This window comes from Rheinheimera pacifica, from assembly GCF_024809855.1.
GTDB classification, from domain to species: domain Bacteria; phylum Pseudomonadota; class Gammaproteobacteria; order Enterobacterales; family Alteromonadaceae; genus Alishewanella; species Alishewanella pacifica_A.
The window spans coordinates 64,763-81,568 of sequence record NZ_JANUEM010000015.1 but is presented as its reverse complement, the minus strand read 5'-3'; the positions used below and the strand labels follow the sequence as shown (position 1 = coordinate 81,568).

The 16,806-nt window shown below is 48.1% G+C and carries 11 protein-coding genes; 8 read left to right on the top strand and 3 right to left on the bottom strand.

Annotation, left to right across the window (positions count from 1 at the left end; translation table 11 throughout):
* Positions 1 to 20: 20 nt before the first annotated feature.
* Entirely contained in the window at positions 21 to 707 is a 687-nt protein-coding gene (locus M2404_RS16865) for a glutathione S-transferase (RefSeq protein WP_259240928.1), read from the top strand.
* An 82-nt stretch (positions 708 to 789) separates the two neighbouring features.
* Entirely contained in the window at positions 790 to 2,307 is a 1,518-nt protein-coding gene (locus M2404_RS16860) for an alanine/glycine:cation symporter family protein (RefSeq protein WP_259240927.1), read from the top strand.
* 85 nt (positions 2,308 to 2,392) lie between these two features.
* Here M2404_RS16860 and M2404_RS16855 read toward each other — a convergent pair whose 3' ends face one another.
* Positions 2,393 to 4,240 carry an ABC transporter ATP-binding protein gene (locus M2404_RS16855; RefSeq protein WP_259240926.1) on the bottom strand — a complete coding sequence of 616 codons (1,848 nt, stop codon included), beginning with the start codon at positions 4,238 to 4,240 and terminating at the stop codon, positions 2,393 to 2,395.
* A gap of 292 nt (positions 4,241 to 4,532) precedes the next feature.
* Here M2404_RS16855 and ribA point away from each other — a divergent pair, with 292 nt between their 5' ends.
* The 3 genes from ribA (at position 4,533) to ydiJ (ending at position 8,796) form a co-directional block, all read left to right on the top strand.
* On the top strand, positions 4,533 to 5,117 hold the full coding sequence (gene ribA, locus M2404_RS16850; RefSeq protein WP_259240925.1) for a GTP cyclohydrolase II: 585 nt from the start codon (positions 4,533 to 4,535) through the stop codon (positions 5,115 to 5,117).
* A 92-nt stretch (positions 5,118 to 5,209) separates the two neighbouring features.
* Positions 5,210 to 5,677, top strand: coding sequence for a YehS family protein (locus tag M2404_RS16845; protein WP_259240924.1), 468 nt, complete (start codon positions 5,210 to 5,212; stop codon positions 5,675 to 5,677).
* Positions 5,678 to 5,757: 80 nt separating this feature from the next.
* Positions 5,758 to 8,796, top strand: coding sequence for a D-2-hydroxyglutarate dehydrogenase YdiJ (gene ydiJ / locus M2404_RS16840; protein WP_259240923.1), 3,039 nt, complete (start codon positions 5,758 to 5,760; stop codon positions 8,794 to 8,796).
* Positions 8,797 to 8,898: 102 nt separating this feature from the next.
* On the opposite strand, the gene M2404_RS16835 is transcribed toward ydiJ, so the two are convergent.
* Positions 8,899 to 11,460, bottom strand: coding sequence for a TonB-dependent receptor plug domain-containing protein (locus M2404_RS16835; RefSeq protein ID WP_259240922.1), 2,562 nt, complete (start codon positions 11,458 to 11,460; stop codon positions 8,899 to 8,901).
* Positions 11,461 to 11,677: 217 nt separating this feature from the next.
* Here M2404_RS16835 and M2404_RS16830 point away from each other — a divergent pair, with 217 nt between their 5' ends.
* Together M2404_RS16830 and M2404_RS16825 are read left to right on the top strand one after the other, a co-directional pair.
* On the top strand, positions 11,678 to 12,244 hold the full coding sequence (locus M2404_RS16830) for a GNAT family N-acetyltransferase (protein WP_259240921.1): 567 nt from the start codon (positions 11,678 to 11,680) through the stop codon (positions 12,242 to 12,244).
* 14 nt (positions 12,245 to 12,258) lie between these two features.
* Complete coding sequence (locus tag M2404_RS16825) at positions 12,259 to 13,596, top strand: NAD(P)/FAD-dependent oxidoreductase (RefSeq protein ID WP_259240920.1); 1,338 nt, start codon at positions 12,259 to 12,261, stop codon at positions 13,594 to 13,596.
* A gap of 31 nt (positions 13,597 to 13,627) precedes the next feature.
* Here M2404_RS16825 and M2404_RS16820 read toward each other — a convergent pair whose 3' ends face one another.
* The gene (locus tag M2404_RS16820) at positions 13,628 to 15,976 is read right to left on the bottom strand and encodes a TonB-dependent receptor (RefSeq protein WP_259240919.1); all 2,349 of its coding nucleotides are present in this window, start codon (positions 15,974 to 15,976) and stop codon (positions 13,628 to 13,630) included.
* A 161-nt stretch (positions 15,977 to 16,137) separates the two neighbouring features.
* Here M2404_RS16820 and M2404_RS16815 point away from each other — a divergent pair, with 161 nt between their 5' ends.
* Positions 16,138 to 16,782, top strand: coding sequence for a LysE family translocator (locus tag M2404_RS16815; RefSeq protein ID WP_259240918.1), 645 nt, complete (start codon positions 16,138 to 16,140; stop codon positions 16,780 to 16,782).
* Positions 16,783 to 16,806 lie beyond the last annotated feature (24 nt).

Here is a 16,806-nt window from a genome sequence, read left to right as displayed (position 1 = left end):
ATGCTACTAAGGAGCCGACTATGCGTGAACTTTATATTGCCAACAAAAATTATTCGTCCTGGTCTTTACGCCCCTGGGTACTAATGCAGCAGCTGAATATCCCGTTTATGGAGCAACTGGTGCCTTTTAGCCAACAGGGCAACTTTGAGAACTTCCGCACTTTTTCTCCTTCAGGCAAAGTGCCATGTTTAGTACAAAAAGACATGGTGGTATGGGATTCATTGGCCATTGCCGAATACCTGTATGAAACCTCCCCGGATGTCTGGCCAAAAGATGCAAAGGCCCGCGCTTTTGCCCGCAGTGCTGCGGCAGAAATGCATTCTGGTTTTAGCACGTTGCGTAATACCTGCGGTATGAGCTGTGGCCACCGCGTGAAATTGCATCAGGTAACACCGGCTCTTGCACAGGACATTAATCGCTTAAATGAATTATTTGAGCAGGGGATCCGGCAGTTTGGCGGGCCATTTTTAGCCGGTAAAGCGTTTTGTGCTGCAGATGCTTTTTTTGCACCGGTGGCGTTTCGTATGCAAAGTTATAATTTGCCGTTTAGTAAAGTGGCCACCAGCTACCTGCAAAATTTGTTGGCTTTGCCATCAATGCAGGATTGGTATAAGCAAGCATTGGCAGAGCCATGGGTTGATCAGGCTCACGATGATGAAATTGCCGCTGCAGGGCAAATTATCGCAGATCTGCGGCAAACCAGCTAACGGCATAGCAATTCTGGTTTTGCTGTGGCAAATTAAGCGGCGTATAACACAATTAGCTTAAAAATAATTATAAGGAAGGGAAATGGAAGGCTTTATTAGTGCGCTAAATGGCATTATCTGGAGCCCGGCGCTGATATATCTTTGTCTTGGCGCTGGCTTATTTTACTCAATACTCACCCGGTTTGCACAGGTTCGCCATTTTAAAGAAATGTGCAAACTGCTGCTGAATAATACTGAATCAGCCAAAGGTATCTCATCATTTCAGGCACTGGCCGTATCATTATCCGGCCGGGTGGGGGTTGGTAATATTGCCGGTGTAGCCGCTGCTATTGGCTTTGGTGGCCCAGGCGCCGTGTTCTGGATGTGGGTTGTAGCATTTTTAGGTGCCAGCACCGCCTATGTTGAATCTACACTGGGGCAAATTTATAAAGTTGAAGAAAACGGTCAGTATCGCGGTGGCCCGGCGTATTATTTTGAACGTTGCCTTGGTTGGCGCTGGCTGGGTATTTTGTTTGCCATTTCTGCAGTTATCGGCTGCGGTATCTTTTTACCGGGCGTACAGGCCAATGCTGTAGGTAATGCGGTAACTCAGGTTTTTGGCGACGGTAATATGGTTGTCACCAGTTTCGGTGAAGTAGGTACCCATAAACTGATTGCGTTGGCAGTGATCCTGATTGTGCTGGCATTTATTATTTTTGGTGGTATTAAGCGTATTGCACACTTTACCCAGATTGTTGTGCCTTTTATGGCGCTGGGTTACATAGTACTTGCGTTAATAGTGGTATTTCTGAACCTTGATAAAGTGCCGGGTGTGCTAAGCCTGATAATCACTGATGCCTTTACTGCACAGGCCGGTTTTGGCGCAGCTATAGGCTGGGGCGTGAAGCGGGGTATATATTCGAATGAAGCAGGCCAGGGTACGGGCCCGCATGCTGCAGCTGCCGCTGAAGTTGAGCACCCGTCGCAACAAGGTTTAGTACAGGCGTTTTCGGTCTACGTTGATACGCTGTTTGTGTGTACGGCCACGGCACTTATGATCTTAATTACGCAGCAGTACAATATTCAAACCGAAAACTTTAATGCAGCAACTGGTGTTGGCACCATGATCATACAGAACGTTGATGCGGCAACTGAAGTGGCTTCACCTGCCTTTACCCAAATGGCGTTATTAAGTGTGTTTGGCCACTTTGGCCAGGTGTTTGCGGGTCTGGCTATTTTCTTCTTCGCTTTTACCACCATTTTAGCGTACTACTACATTACAGAAACTAACGTGGCTTATTTAAACCGGGTGTTTAATAACAAACTGCCCAATATCGTATTTAAGCTGCTACTGATGTTTATGGTGGCCTACGGTACGGTAAACAGTGCCGGGTATATCTGGAATATCGGCGATATAGGCGTAGGCTTAATGGCCTGGGTTAACGTAGTGGGTATTCTGGTGATATTTTTTATGTATAAGCCCACAATGCGTTGCCTGCGTGATTTTGAAGAGCAGAAAAAGGCAGGCGGTCCTATTACCTTTGATCCGGTAAAACTGGGTATCAAAAACGCGACTTTCTGGGAAAAACGGCTGGCCAAACAGCAGCAAGAGCAGAAATAACTCTGCCTGAGTAAAATCTGATTAAGAAGCCCGGCACATGCCGGGCTCTTTATAACAGCCTGAGATAATCTAATATAACCCTTGGTTATTCTACACCAATAAAACCACCGGTTTGATGCGCCCACAACTGAGCATAAATACCGCCGCTGGCAATCAGCTCGCTGTGGCTGCCTTGCTCAACGATATTACCCTGATCCAGTACAATAAGCCGGTCCATCTGCGCAATGGTAGACAAACGGTGGGCTATCGCAATAACGGTTTTACCATCCATTAGCTTATTTAAACTGGCTTGTATGGCTGCTTCTACTTCTGAATCCAGCGCTGAGGTGGCCTCATCGAGAATTAAAATAGGTGCGTTTTTAAGTAGCACACGGGCAATAGCGATACGCTGGCGCTGGCCACCAGATAATTTAACACCGCGCTCACCGACCTGGGCATCAAAACCTCTGTTACCTTTGGGGTCGGTTAAATCACGGATAAAATCACTGGCTTCGGCTTGCTCTGCAGCCAGCTGTAACTCAGCTTCAGTGGCGTCTGGTTTGCCGTAGGCAACATTGTCGCGCACTGAGCGGTGTAGCAGGGAGGTATCCTGTGTCACCATGGCGATATGTTGACGCAGGCTTTCCTGGCTTACCTGACTGATGTCCTGACCATCTATCAGGATTTTACCGCTTTCAATATCATAAAAACGCAGCAGCAGGTTTACCAATGTTGATTTACCGGCGCCTGAGCGACCAACTAAACCTACTTTTTCGCCTGGTTTTATGCTCAGGTTCAACTGTTGTAATATTGCGGCTTTACCGTCTTGCGTAGGGGCTTTGCCATAATTAAAACTAACCTGCTGAAATTCTATTTTTCCCTGTGGTACTGTTAACTTAGCCGCGTTATCGGCGTCTTTTACGTCAACCGGGCGTGACAGAGTGGCGATACCATCGGCAACCGTGCCTATATTTTCAAACAGGGCACTGACTTCCCACATAATCCACTGTGCCATACCATTTAAGCGTAGCGCCAGGCTGATTGCGATAGCAATAGCGCCCACCGTAATGGCGCTGCCTGCCCACAAATACAATGACAATGCCGCAACACTAAAAACTAACAGGTAGTTAAGCGTTTGCACTGATACGCTTAATCCGGTGGCGAGGCGCATTTGCTTGTATACCGGCTGTAGAAACACATCCATACTGTCTTTGGCGTAGCTTTCTTCGCGGTTTGTATGCGAAAACAGCTTAATAGTGGTGATATTAGTGTAGCTGTCTACAATACGGCCGGTCATCTCTGAACGGGCATCTGCCTGAGCGGTAGACACGCGTTTTAAGCGTGGCACAAAATAAAACTGCAGCATTATGTAAAATACCAGCCAAATCAACATCGGCACGATTAAACGTATATCGGCATCGGCAACAAAGAACAGCATGGCGCTAAAATACACCAGCACGTAAACCATCACATCCAGCAACTTCATTACGGTTTCCCGTACCGATAATGCCGTTTGCATAACTTTGGTAGCGATACGGCCGGCAAAGTCATTCTGATAAAAACTGACACTCTGGCGCAGCAAATAACGGTGAGCCAGCCAGCGGATCGACATGGGGTAATTGCCCAGCAAGGTTTGATGCACTATGGCCGAGTGAAGAAAAGTCATTAATGGCAGTAACACCAGGGTTACCAGTGCCATCCAAATCAATTTAGCGCGCTCGTCGGTAAAAAAGTTTTCCGGATCATTAGCAACCAGCCAGTCAACTAACTGCCCCATAAAGCTAAATAGTGATACCTCCAGTACCGCTAAAATAGCTGACGATAACGACATGAATAACAACGATGTTTCCGTGCCCCTGGTGTAGTGCCGACAAAAAGCCAGTAAGCCACGTGGCGGTTGGCCCGGCTCGGCTGCTGGAAAGGGTTGGGTAAGGCGTTCAAAAAAGCGTAGCATGAAGAATAACCGGTAGTAAAAACAGCGGCTATTGTAACGGGTTTAATAAAAATTGCATGGTTACTGCGGCAATTCACCGGTTTTTAACGGTATTAGTTGCAGATATTTTCACGGCATGGTTTTGTGATATTATCACAATTTGTCGGCTGATATAATATCGGACACTGCTATAATACCTGCGTTGGGCCTCCTTGAATTAACGGCGCTGTGGCCCAATTAACGGCCAATGAAAGCTTGCACTGTAGTTAATAAAGCGTGCGCTGTGTTAAGTGCAGCCGCTATCTGAGAAGTCATGATGAAACTAAAACTTGTAACCTCAACACTATTACCCACACCTTTTGCTGAGTTCCGTTTGCATGGCTTTGAAGCACCTAATGGTAAAGAGCATGTTGCGTTAACACTGGGCGACGTTACCACAGATGAGCCTGTGCTGGCTCGGGTGCATTCAGAGTGTTTAACCGGAGATGCCTTGTTTAGCCTGCGCTGCGATTGCGGCCCACAATTAGAAGCGGCGATGCGCAAAATTGCTGAGGCAGGCCGCGGTTGCATTTTGTATTTACGCCAGGAAGGCCGTGGTATTGGCCTGATTAATAAAATTCGTGCCTATGCCGAGCAGGACAAAGGCCTGGACACGGTAGAAGCAAACGAAATTCTGGGCTTTTTGCCGGATATGCGCGAGTACGGCATAGCAGCTCAAATGTTTGAGCAATTGGGTATTCAGCAAATTAGGCTGCTTACCAATAACCCGCGTAAGCTAAAAGCGTTAACCGATGCTGGTGTTAACGTATTAGAGAGAGTGCAACACCGGGTAAAAACCTCGGCACACAGCCACCGTTACCTGGCTACCAAAGCCAGTAAACTGGGGCATTTGCCATAGGCAGCAGTGTGTTACAGCAAAATACGGATTTAACGGCGGCTGTGGTATTATAGCCGCCGTTTTTCATCTGACTTTTGCTACAGGATATTATCTTGACCAACAACGACGTACTGCGCAGCCTGCGTTACACGCTAAACGCTCCCAACCACAGCATGGTTGCTATTTTCGCCCTGACCAATGTTACGGTGACGAAAGAGCAGGTAATTGCCTGGCTGGAATCTGACGAAAGCGAAAATTTTGCCTTAATCAGCGATGTGCTGCTGGCTGGCTTTCTTAATGGTGTAATTATTCAGCGTCGCGGGGCTAAAGACGGTGTTATTCCCGAGCCGGAAACCAAGCTCAATTACAATATTATTTTGCGTAAACTCAAAATTGCCTTTGATTTAAAAGACGATGACATTTTAGCCTTATTAGACGGTGCAGACTTCCGTTTAAGCAAGCATGAACTCAGTGCCTTTTTCCGCCGCCCGGATCATAAACACTACCGTGCATGCCAGGAACAGGTTCTGCGTTATTTCTTACGTGGCCTGCAGCAGAAAATACGGCCGGTCGTCAGTTAGTTTTTACCGCATAATTGCAGTTAAATCTGCTGCCAAGTTAATGTTATACTGCAGGCACTTATTGCCGAGTGTCTGCAGTTATGATCCCAAAGCTTAATCCCGAACTCGCGCTGGATGCCAGCATTGTTGCTTTTAGTAAAGCGTTAGTTGCCGCTGGTTTTGCCGGCGATATTGAAACCAGTTATGGCAGCCGTTTAGCCGTTGCTACCGATAACAGCGTATATCAGGCTTTGCCACAAGCAGTATTGCTGCCTAAATCTACCGATGACCTGGTTATTCTTACATCATTGGCACAAACGTCCAGTTTCTCGCATATTAAATTCAGCCCACGCGGCGGTGGCACCGGTACGAATGGCCAGGCACTTACGGAACACGTAGTGGTCGATTTATCGCGCCATATGCGCAACATTCTGGAAATTAACCTCGAACAGCGCTGGGTACGGGTGCAGGCGGGGGTGATTAAAGATCAGCTGAACGCATTTTTAAAACCCTACGGCTTTTTCTTCGCGCCGGATTTATCCACCTCAAACCGCGCTACCATCGGCGGTATGGTAAATACCGATGCTTCGGGGCAAGGCTCATTAGTATACGGTAAAACCAGTGATCATGTGCTGGCATTAAAAACGGTGCTTATAGACGGCAATATCTTAAATACCCATAAAATGGCCACCTTTGAGGCTGAACACCGTGCTCAAATGCCAAACAGCATTGGCCGTATTTATCAGCAGGTGCTTGATAGCTGTCGTAATTTCCGGCCGCAAATTTTAGCAAAGTTCCCCCGCTTAAATCGTTTTTTAACCGGCTACGATTTAGAACATGTGTTTAATGACGATCTCACCGAATTCGATTTATCGCGTATTATCACCGGCTCTGAAGGTTCGCTTGGTTTTGTAACAGAAGCCAAACTGAATATTACCCCGATTGCCAAATACAAATGCCTGGTTAATGTTAAATACGACAGCTTTGAAAGCGCATTGCGCAACGCGCCGTTTCTGGTTGCAGCTGACGCAACCTCGGTTGAAACGGTTGACAGTAAGGTACTGAATTTAGCCCGCGCCGATATCATCTGGCACCAGGTAAAAGACTTAATCACCGATGTGCCCGGCATTGAGATGCAAGGGCTGAATATGGTGGAGTACAACAGTGAAAGCCAAACAGAGATAGAGCAGAAAATTACCGCACTAACAGCGCGGCTGGATGGCGCAATAGCCGATAAAACCGATGGTATTATTGGCTACCAGCTAACCTATGATAACGCTGCTATTGGTAATATTTACGCCATGCGTAAAAAGGCCGTGGGCTTGCTGGGTAATGCAAAAGGGCGGCAGAAACCCATCGCCTTTACCGAAGATACTGCGGTACCACCGGAGAATCTGGCCGATTTCATTATGGAGTTTCGTGCTTTGCTCGATAGCCACGGCTTGCAGTACGGTATGTTTGGTCATGTTGATGCCGGCGTATTGCACGTGCGACCGGCGCTGGATTTATGCGACCCACAGCAAGAGCAATTACTGCGCACTATTTCTGATCAGGTAGTGGCATTAACAGCCAAGTATGGCGGCCTGATGTGGGGTGAACATGGTAAAGGTTACCGTAGTGAGTATGGCCCGGCGTTTTTTGGTGATGAGCTGTTTAACGAACTGCGCAAAATTAAAGCAGCCTTTGATCCACGCAACAGAGTAAACCCCGGAAAAATCTGCACGCCGTTTAACAGTGCCGACAGCCTAGTGTCGGTAGATGACCAAAAGCGCGCCTGGTTCGACCGGCAAATACCGGTAGCGGTAAAAGACAGTTTTGACAGCAGCCTAAACTGTAATGGTAACGGCCTGTGTTTTAACTACGAAGAAAACTCGCCGATGTGCCCGTCGAGCAAAGTCACCAAAGACAGGCGCCACAGCCCGAAAGGCCGGGCCGGTTTAATGCGTGAATGGTTACGCCTAACCGAACTGCAAGGCACTGATGTGCTGGCACAAGAACAACAACTACTCAGTAAATCTTCTAGTATCAATGGTTTATGGCAACGTATAAAAAACACTGTAGCCAAGCGTCAGGGCGAAGAGGATTTTTCGCATGAGGTGATGGACGCCATGGAAGGCTGCCTGGCCTGTAAAGCCTGTGCTGGCCAGTGTCCGATAAAAGTCGATGTACCGTCGTTTCGCGCGCGGTTTTTACAGTTGTACCACAGCCGTTATTTGCGCCCTGCGAAAGATTATATCGTCGCTAATATTGAGCGCACAGCACCGTTACTGGCCAAAGCGGCCGGGTTGGTTAACTTTGTTTTAAAGCGCAAAGTTACCGCTACATTGCTTGAAAAAACAGTTGGCTATGTCGATACGCCATTGCTATCGGTGCCCACCCTGGCGCAGCAAATTGGTGAGCAGTATCGTTTTGATTTAGTTAGCTTGCAGCAGCTACCAACAGAGCTAAAAGCACGCACCGTTTTGCTGGTGCAAGATCCTTTTACCAGCTTTTATGAAGCAGAGCTGGTGACAGATGCATTACATTTACTGCAAAAACTTGGTTTTAACCCGGTGTTGCTGCCATTTTTGCCTAATGGTAAGCCGCAGCATGTAAAAGGCTTTTTACGCCAATTTGCCAAAACTGCGGCTACAGCAGCGCAGTTTTTAAATCAGTTACAACAGCTGGGTTTACCCATGCTGGGGCTGGATGCCTCTTTAGTACTGGTATACCGCGATGAGTACAATAAAGCGCTGGCGGATAAACGCGGTGATTTTAACGTACAGTTACTGCATGAATGGCTGGTACAACAAACCTTGCCCAGGGCCAATAAAGCTGCCGAGTTCGCCTTGCTGGCGCATTGCACAGAAAAAACGGCCTTACCGGCTACTGAAAAAGCCTGGCAGCAAATATTTAGCAGCACAGGGCTAAGCTTAAAACCGGTGAGCGTAGGTTGCTGTGGTATGGCAGGTACTTATGGTCATGAAGCACAAAATCTGGATAACAGTAAAACACTGTTTGATATGAGTTGGCGTGCGCCGGTAGAGCAGTTTGGCACCGAACAGATACTGGTTACCGGTTTTTCCTGTCGCAGCCAGGTAAAGCGGCTGGTAGGAGATAAGCCAAAACACCCGCTGCAGGCATTATTGGCAGCACTTTGAAACTGAAAAATCCGCCTTAGCCGGCGGATTTTTTGTCAGTCGTAAACCACCTCCACGGAGGTGGTGACCGCTTTAGCCGATCTTGGTTATAACAGCCAAAAATCAGAACTTATAAGTACCTTTTAAGTACCAGTAACCACCGTTAATTCCCATCGGGGAGGTTTCATAATACTTACCACCCAACTCGGCTTTCCATGCATCCGGCAGTTCCTCCGGGTCATTATCCAGTAAATTTTGCGCACCGGCAGACACAATAAAGTTGTCGTTAATGTAGTAACTGACTTCCGCATCCAACGTTACTTTCCAGCTTGCCTTAGTTGTACGGGCCGGATCATCAGCATGTACGCCCTGATAAGTACCGTAATAGTTGGTTCGCAGAAACATAGACCAGTCATCCCAACTTTGGGTCCAGGTAAAGGTGGCGCGGTGTTTTGGCAAATCTTCTTCAAGGCGTGATACACGGAATGCACCGGTAATATCGGTAAAACGGGTAACTTCGGTATCGTTCCAGTTGTAGGCAAGCGCGAAACTGCTGCGCCCACCGTACAGATCCATAGCGTAGTTGGCCACAATATCGATACCCTGGGTTCGGGTGTCAAAATCGTTCGTCAGGTAAGTAATACTGGTTAATGAGTCAATCCCCCGGACACCGGCCGCTTTTAACTCGGCGATATCCTCAGGGGTAACCGGAATTGCATCTGACTGGCTGATACGATCTTCTACCTCAATACGATAATAATCGGCAGTAACGAAGAAGTCATAGCCGGTATAAACCAGACCCAATGCATAGCTGGTTGATTCTTCCGGTTGTAACTCAGTGGCACCTTTTAGCTGTGCTACCGGGTTAGTCGGGGGTAAAACGCCAATATCTACCAGCACGCCCTGATTTGCCTCAGTACGCACATTGCTGACATTAGCCTGACCAACGGTAGGGGCGCGAAAGCCAGTGCTGGTTGAGGCCCGTAGCGCCCAATCATCGTTAATGCGGTATTGGCCGGTAAGTTTATAGTTGGTTGTGGTGCCAAAAGAATCATAGTCTTCAAACCGCAGTGCCACAGCACCTAACAGTTTTTCCGTAAATTCGGCTTCAACATCAATGTACGCTGCATAGTTACGCCGGGTAGAGATACCTGCTGTTTGTGGCTGAAAGCCAGGGAAACCGTTAGAACCGTTACTTAACCCCTGATCGACATAAGGGCCAATTTCCCAGGATGCTTGTTCACCAGCAACAATTTCAAAGCTTTCCTCTGTCCACTGGGCACCAAAAGCAACTGTTAAGTCTTCATATAAACCGGCAGGAACAAACTTTACAAAGTCAGCGCTAAAGGTTTTTTCCAGCTGAATATATCTGCCGGCTTCAAAATCAGTAGGGGTTTCCGGGCCTAAAGACGCATTGACCGAGTTAAATAACTGAAATGTTGACTCACTACGGCCAACTACTCCGCTGAAGTCATACAGAATGCCGCTGGCAAAACCGTTTTTAAACTCGCCTTTAGTCCCTACAGCTAAAGACGTGTCGGTAATATTGCCGCCGAAGTTTGGAGTAAAGCCACCAGGGAACATTGAAAAGAACGTAAAGCAATTATCCGGCAAGGCATTGACGGCTGAGGTAATTTGCGCATGATTCAAGCCGGAAATAGGCACGTTAGCGCAGCCTCCTGCGCCGGTAGTGTCTACTACCTGCAAGGTTTCGCCACCATCGTTTGAAAATACCTGGGGCCGGTTATGTGGATTACGATAGTAGAAACCACCGCGTATATCACGTTCTGAATAGTTACCAAACATGTAAGCTTCACGGCCGTTGCCTAAATCAAGCCCGGCATTGGCAAACAGCGTAATATCGTCGTTAATTTCAGGGGAACCCCATACTTGTACCGGGTTTGCTACAAAGGTATTACCTGCATCTATTAAGCTCTGGGCATCGCCACGCTGCACACTGCGGCTGGTAGCATCAACATTTTTATACTGCATACTGACATTAACAAAGCCGTCTTTGGTCAGCGGCATGCCCACATTGGCTGATAGTTCAGTTGAGGTGCCATCCCCGGCATAATACTCGCCTCGCTTTACTTCGACAGTACCGCCTTCAGCGGCGTCTTTCAGTACAAAGTTAATCACACCAGCAATGGCGTCTGAACCGTACTGAGCGGCAGCACCATCACGCAATACTTCAACCTGCTTCATCGCGATGCCTGGTATCACGGATAAATCGGGCCCCTGAGCGCCATCGTTTATACCGCCGCCCAGGAATGAAATAACCGAAGAGCGGTGCCGCCGTTTACCATTTAACAGCACCAGCGTGCTGTCGGAAGATAAACCCCGCAGGTTAATTGGCCGGATCAATGATGCGGCATCACTGATAGGTTGGGCATGTACGTTTAAAGATGGCACAGTCGTGCTGATCAGGTTCAGCATGTCAGAGTTGCCGTTTTTATTTAGTTCTTCACCGCCAATAATATCTACCGGCACCGGCGAGTCACCAACAGAGCGCGGGGCAGAGCGGCTGCCTACAATGGCAATTTTTTCTATAGATTTTTCTGCTGCACCATCTGGCGTGCTTTCCTGTGCCAGTGCGGCAGTTGACGTGATACCAAAAGATAGTGATGCTGCCAGTGCAAATTTAACTGCCCGTGCAACCGGATTATAGTTGTTAAGGTTTTTCATAGTCTTTTCCTGGATTATGTTGTCTACCAGACGCTTATACTGTTTTTGTTGCGTCCTAATAACCTTATGAGATAATCCACCCGCTGTCCATCGCACAATTATGTTATTTCGTCGCTCTAATCGGTAATTGCATTCGTTTGCAACAGCAAAAATAGATTGCAGTTGACACTTTGTCTGATTTATAAACTGCACTACCTTTTTCGTTTTGGCAGCAACGATGCAGATCACCGAACTCACCCCGGCTTTTTTTCCTGCCGTTGTCAGCCTGGCCAACACTATTCACGGCGATAATTATCTTAGCCATACCAACCTGGCAGCAATGCAACTGCAAGGTATTGCAAGGGGCATTAATGCCAGTTTTGTAGCAGTTGATGAGCAACAGCAGCTAGTGGGTTATCGCTTAAGCTTTGCTGCCGGGCAGTGGCAAAGCGACAACTGGTGTTCAGAAGCACTGTGGCCTGTAGCGCGTGCTGATATGGCGTATTTTAAATCTGTGGGAGTAAGTGCCGGGCAGCGGGGTAAAGGCATTGCGTCTTCACTGTTGCGGGCCTCAGTTACAGCATTAAAGCAACAGGGTGCTAAAGCCGGGCTGGCGCATATCTGGCGCGAGAGCCCGGGCAATGCAGCGCAACGTTATTTTAGCCGGGCAGGGGCTGTGTTAGTTAAAGTTCACCCACAGCGCTGGCGGCATTTGTCTGAAACGGTGGGCTACTTTTGCCCGGTGTGTGGTGCATTATGTAACTGCAGCGCAGCTGAAATGGTGCTAACTTTTAATGCCCGCTAGTTCAGGAGCCCGTTATGTATGATCCGCTGGTGGATAAGGATATCGGGCAGGGGGCAAACTATCCGTCTTCTTACTGGGCTGCGCAAACCAAAAACAGCGCAGGCACTGGTGCAATTGTAGCTGACCAAAGCACAGACATTGTAGTGATTGGCGCCGGTTATACGGGGCTGAGCTGTGCCTATCAGTTGGCAAAACGGTTTAACCGCGACGTTACTATATTGGAAGCGCATCAGACCGGCTGGGGCTGTAGTGGCCGTAACGCCGGTTTTGTACTGCGTGGCACCGGTCGCCTTGGGCTGGCACAGCTGACAAAACGATTTGGCTTAGATACTGCACAGTTGTTTCACCAGGAATACGGCGCTGCTATAGAGCAGGTTAAGCAGATGATTGCAGAGGGCGATATTGCTTGCGATATCCAGCCAGAGGGCTATTTAAAAGTCGCTCATAATGCAACGATAGCGGCAGAGTTACCGGCACAGGCAGCGTTTTTGCAGCGTCAGTTTGGTTATCAGGCAGAGTATTTGTCTGCTGCGCAACTGAAAAACGACTATATGCACAACCCCCATGCCTATGGGGCTGTCAGGTTCCCCGATTGTTTTGGCGTTAACCCGCTGACACTTGCTCAGGGCTATGCAGCTATGGCGCAACAAAGTGGTGCCAAGCTCTACACAGGTTCTCCGTTGTTAAGTTGGCAGCGCGGCACTGACGGCAGTTTTCTGCTGCAAACGCCACAGGCCAGATTGCGTTGTAAACAACTGGTGCTGGCAACTAATGGTTACACACCCAAGTGCCTGTACCCACCGTTAAACCGCGCCTGTTTGCCGGTGCTAAGCAGCATTATTGTTACCCAGCCGCTGACAGCGGAGCAGCTTGAACAAAGTGGTTTACACCACACTCAGTTGGTAATGGATACCCGTGCGCTGAAATACTACTACCGTAAGTTACCGGATAACCGTATTTTATTCGGCGGGCGTAGTGCCGTGTATGGTAAAGATGCTGAAAAAGCAGTGTATCCGGCGCGTCTGTTAAGCGCACTTAAAACCTGTTTCCCGGTGCTGGCACAGTTAGGTTGTGAATACCACTGGAGTGGCTGGGTTGCCGTGTCATATGATGATTTACCACGGGTGTGTGAAGCTGAACCCGGATTGTTTTATGCCGGCGGTTATTGCGGCAGTGGTTTATCGTTCAGTACTCTGGCCGGAGTGCGTCTGGCCGAATTAACCATGGGCATTAAAGTACCGCCGTTGCCGATATACCAAAACCGCCTGCCGCCGTTTCCGTTACCGGCTTTCAGGCGGCTTGGTCAGCTGGCTTATTACCAGTGGGGCCGCGTTAAAGACCGTTTTCTGTAATAAAAAGCCCGGTTAAACCGGGCGTAATTTATCAGAAGGTTGCCCGCAGGCCAACGGTTATCGCCCGGCCTGGCAGTGGCGCATCGGCTTTGATAAAAGAGCTGTGCACAAAACCCAACTCGTTGGTTAAATTGGTGCCGCGTAAAAATACGCTCATATCTAACCGGGACAAACTGAAATCGTAATTTACGCTGGCATCAAGCAGGGTATAGGCTTTGGTAACGGTTTCGTTGGCTGACACTTTGTCCTGCTTTGCGTAACGCGTTATACCTAAATCAGCGCTCCAGTTAATACCGTTGTACTGATAACCCAGGCCGGTTTTATAAGGCGGAATACGTGGCAGATAATCACCACCATCCAGTTTGGCGCGCACGGCGTCAAAAAATACATTCAGTGATTGAGCATGATCTAACTTGTAGCGGGCTTCAAATTCTGCACCGTACAAGGTGGCATCCTGCTGCTGATACTGATACAAGCCAAAATTTTCATGGCTGTGATCTTCCTCATCTGCTTCGTCACCATGGCCCGCTTCTAAATCTGCCATGGTAAGGCCGGTATCTGCCAGATACAGGTAGTTGTGTACCTTGTTGTAGAAAAAGTTATAGGTGAAACTCAGATCGCCGTTAAAACTGCGAAAGGTGATATCGATATTATTTGCAGTTTCTTTTTTTGCTTTTTGTTCAGATAACTCCAGTTCACCATCATGTAGCTGGTACATCAGGCCAAGTTCATAGCTGCTGGTGGCAATATGCGCACCGTTCGAATACAGCTCTGCCGCACTGGGCGCACGCTCTGAGCGGCTTACTGCCAATGCCCAGGAAAAGCCCGGTACAAATTCCCAGACCACACCGGCCGACGCACTGACAGCTGCAAACCTGTCAGCCATGCCATTAACTAAGGCATCATCATGCCCCAGCGCCAATGCGCCAGCATCATGCTTTGTCCGCTCAATACGGCCGCCCAACTGAGCTGATAAATTACCAAACTGTTTTTCTTCCAGCATAAAAAGCGCATGCGTTAATGTTTTGCTGTCCGGTGTAAATGCTTCTTCGCCCAGGGCCTGATAATCAGCGTGCTGTAAATGGTAGCCTACCAGGCCATGCCAACCGCCAATGGTTTCATGTTCCAGCGTAATACGGCTTTCCAGTGCTTTGTTTTTAAAGGTGGAACCTATGCTACCTGCTTCAATTTCCTGATGTTGATAATCAGTGTAAGCAGTATTAAGTGATAAAGTTTCAATACCCGAAAACGGGCTGTACCATTCACCGGCTACACTGACGCGGTTTTGCTTTAGTTTGGCAAAAACATTGTCATCATCGTGCAAATGTTCATCGTCATGTTCGTCGTGTTCTTCCTCATGGTGGTGATGACCCGGGATACCATAGTCAGATTCCAGCCGACCAATGCTGATGCCGAATAAACCGCGCTCGCCAATATAACTGACACCGCCATTAACAGCTTTGCTTTGTATCCAGGAGTTTTCCAGTGTTTTACTGCTGTCGCCTTCATCGTTGCTAAAACGTGGTACACCATAATCTGAGCTATCACGGTTAAAGCCATCAAAGTGCCAGGCAATATTATTGTTACTGCCTTCGTGGTTTAATGCGACAGTTTTTTCATCTGAAACATCCACATAGCGGGTTTCCAGGGTGGTTTCGCTGCTGCTGCGTAACTGGCGCGGAATACGGTTATCTACAACGTTGATCACCCCACCAATAGCGCCACTGCCATACAGTAAAGTAGCGGGGCCTCGCAATACTTCAATTTGTTGCGCGGTAATGGCATCTGCACTAATTGCATGGTCCGGCCCGACACGGGATACATCCGCCGTGTCCAGACCATTATTTAAAATACGTACGCGCGGGCCGTCCAGGCCTCGGATAATCGGGCTTGATGCCACCGGGCCATAATAATTGGCATGTACGCCAGGCTCATACTTTAACGTTTCGCCAATAGTAGGCTCAGTACGCCGGCTTAGCTCTTCTCCGGTTAATACGGATACCGGCGTCGCCATTTCCAGGTTGTATTTATGAATACCTGAGGCGGCGACTACAATACGCTCTACACCACCTGGTAGTAAGTTAATATTCAATTGTGGTTGCGCCGGCGTTACGGTAATAAAGCTATCGCCATAACCCGCAGCTGAGATATGCAGTTCTGCATTGGCCGGAGCCTGAATGCTAAAACGGCCTTGTTCATCGGCATAAACATACTGCTGGCGGCCATGGATGTGGACACGGGCATTTTTCAGCGGTTGGCCCTGAGGATCTGTTACAACGCCGGTATAGCGTTGCGTTTGCTCTTGTGCTGCAACATTAAATGCCAGACCAACAAATATTGATAACAGGCTGTAACGTCGCAAAACAGGGATACGGCGCATGTTGAAATCTCTCAAAAAAATAAACATTTTACAGTTTTATGCTGCGCCAGCAAACGCCATACGGAGTGAATAGCCTAAATGACAGCTATCAGCGATTAAATTCTGGTACAACACCGGCAGAAGTTATTAGAATATTTGTTTTTTACTGTTGAGGTTTCTACGTGGCAGGTTTTTGGCCGGAGTTTTTATTAATTGCTGTAGTACACCTGATGGCGGTTGCTAGCCCCGGGCCGGATTTTGCCATAGTGCTGCGTTATGCCGTGCGGTTTGGCCGCAAAGCGGCGACTGCTGCTAGCCTTGGCATTGGTGCTGCAATACTGTTGCATGTTACCTGGTCACTGGTGGGCATAGCAGTGCTTATTCAGACTACACCCTGGCTGTTTAACGTATTAAGCTTTGCCGCAGCAGGGTATTTGTTTTACATCGGCATAATGGCGCTGAGAAGCTCTGCACCGTCGCATCCTGAACAAGCTATTGCTAACAGCGTACATGAGAATATGCCCTCAACCGGTAAAGCCTTTGTAGCTGGTTTTATTACTAATGGCTTAAATCCCAAAGCTACCTTATTCTTCTTATCGCTGTTTGCGGTCATTATTTCGCCAGCGACACCACTTTTTTACAAAGTAATTTATGGTGGTTATATGGCTGCTGCCACAGCAGCCTGGTTTTGTATGTTATCAATCATTCTAACTCAAACAAAAGTAAGAGGTTTTTTACTGCTAAAAGGCTACTGGTTTGATCGGTTAATGGGGCTATTATTATTGGCACTGGCTATGCATCTGGTTGTTTCAGGTATTAACCGCTAAACTCTGCCTATGCCAGACAGAGTC

What these genes read in the sequence shown, in the direction of transcription:
- M2404_RS16865 (WP_259240928.1), top strand. Translation starts at nt 21, where the DNA reads ATGCGTGAACTTTATATTGCCAACAAAAATTATTCGTCCTGGTCTTTA.
- M2404_RS16860 (WP_259240927.1), top strand. Translation starts at nt 790, where the DNA reads ATGGAAGGCTTTATTAGTGCGCTAAATGGCATTATCTGGAGCCCGGCG.
- M2404_RS16855 (WP_259240926.1), bottom strand. Translation starts at nt 4,240, where the DNA reads ATGCTACGCTTTTTTGAACGCCTTACCCAACCCTTTCCAGCAGCCGAG.
- ribA (WP_259240925.1), top strand. Translation starts at nt 4,533, where the DNA reads ATGATGAAACTAAAACTTGTAACCTCAACACTATTACCCACACCTTTT.
- ydiJ (WP_259240923.1), top strand. Translation starts at nt 5,758, where the DNA reads ATGATCCCAAAGCTTAATCCCGAACTCGCGCTGGATGCCAGCATTGTT.
- M2404_RS16835 (WP_259240922.1), bottom strand. Translation starts at nt 11,460, where the DNA reads ATGAAAAACCTTAACAACTATAATCCGGTTGCACGGGCAGTTAAATTT.
- M2404_RS16830 (WP_259240921.1), top strand. Translation starts at nt 11,678, where the DNA reads ATGCAGATCACCGAACTCACCCCGGCTTTTTTTCCTGCCGTTGTCAGC.
- M2404_RS16825 (WP_259240920.1), top strand. Translation starts at nt 12,259, where the DNA reads ATGTATGATCCGCTGGTGGATAAGGATATCGGGCAGGGGGCAAACTAT.
- M2404_RS16820 (WP_259240919.1), bottom strand. Translation starts at nt 15,976, where the DNA reads ATGCGCCGTATCCCTGTTTTGCGACGTTACAGCCTGTTATCAATATTT.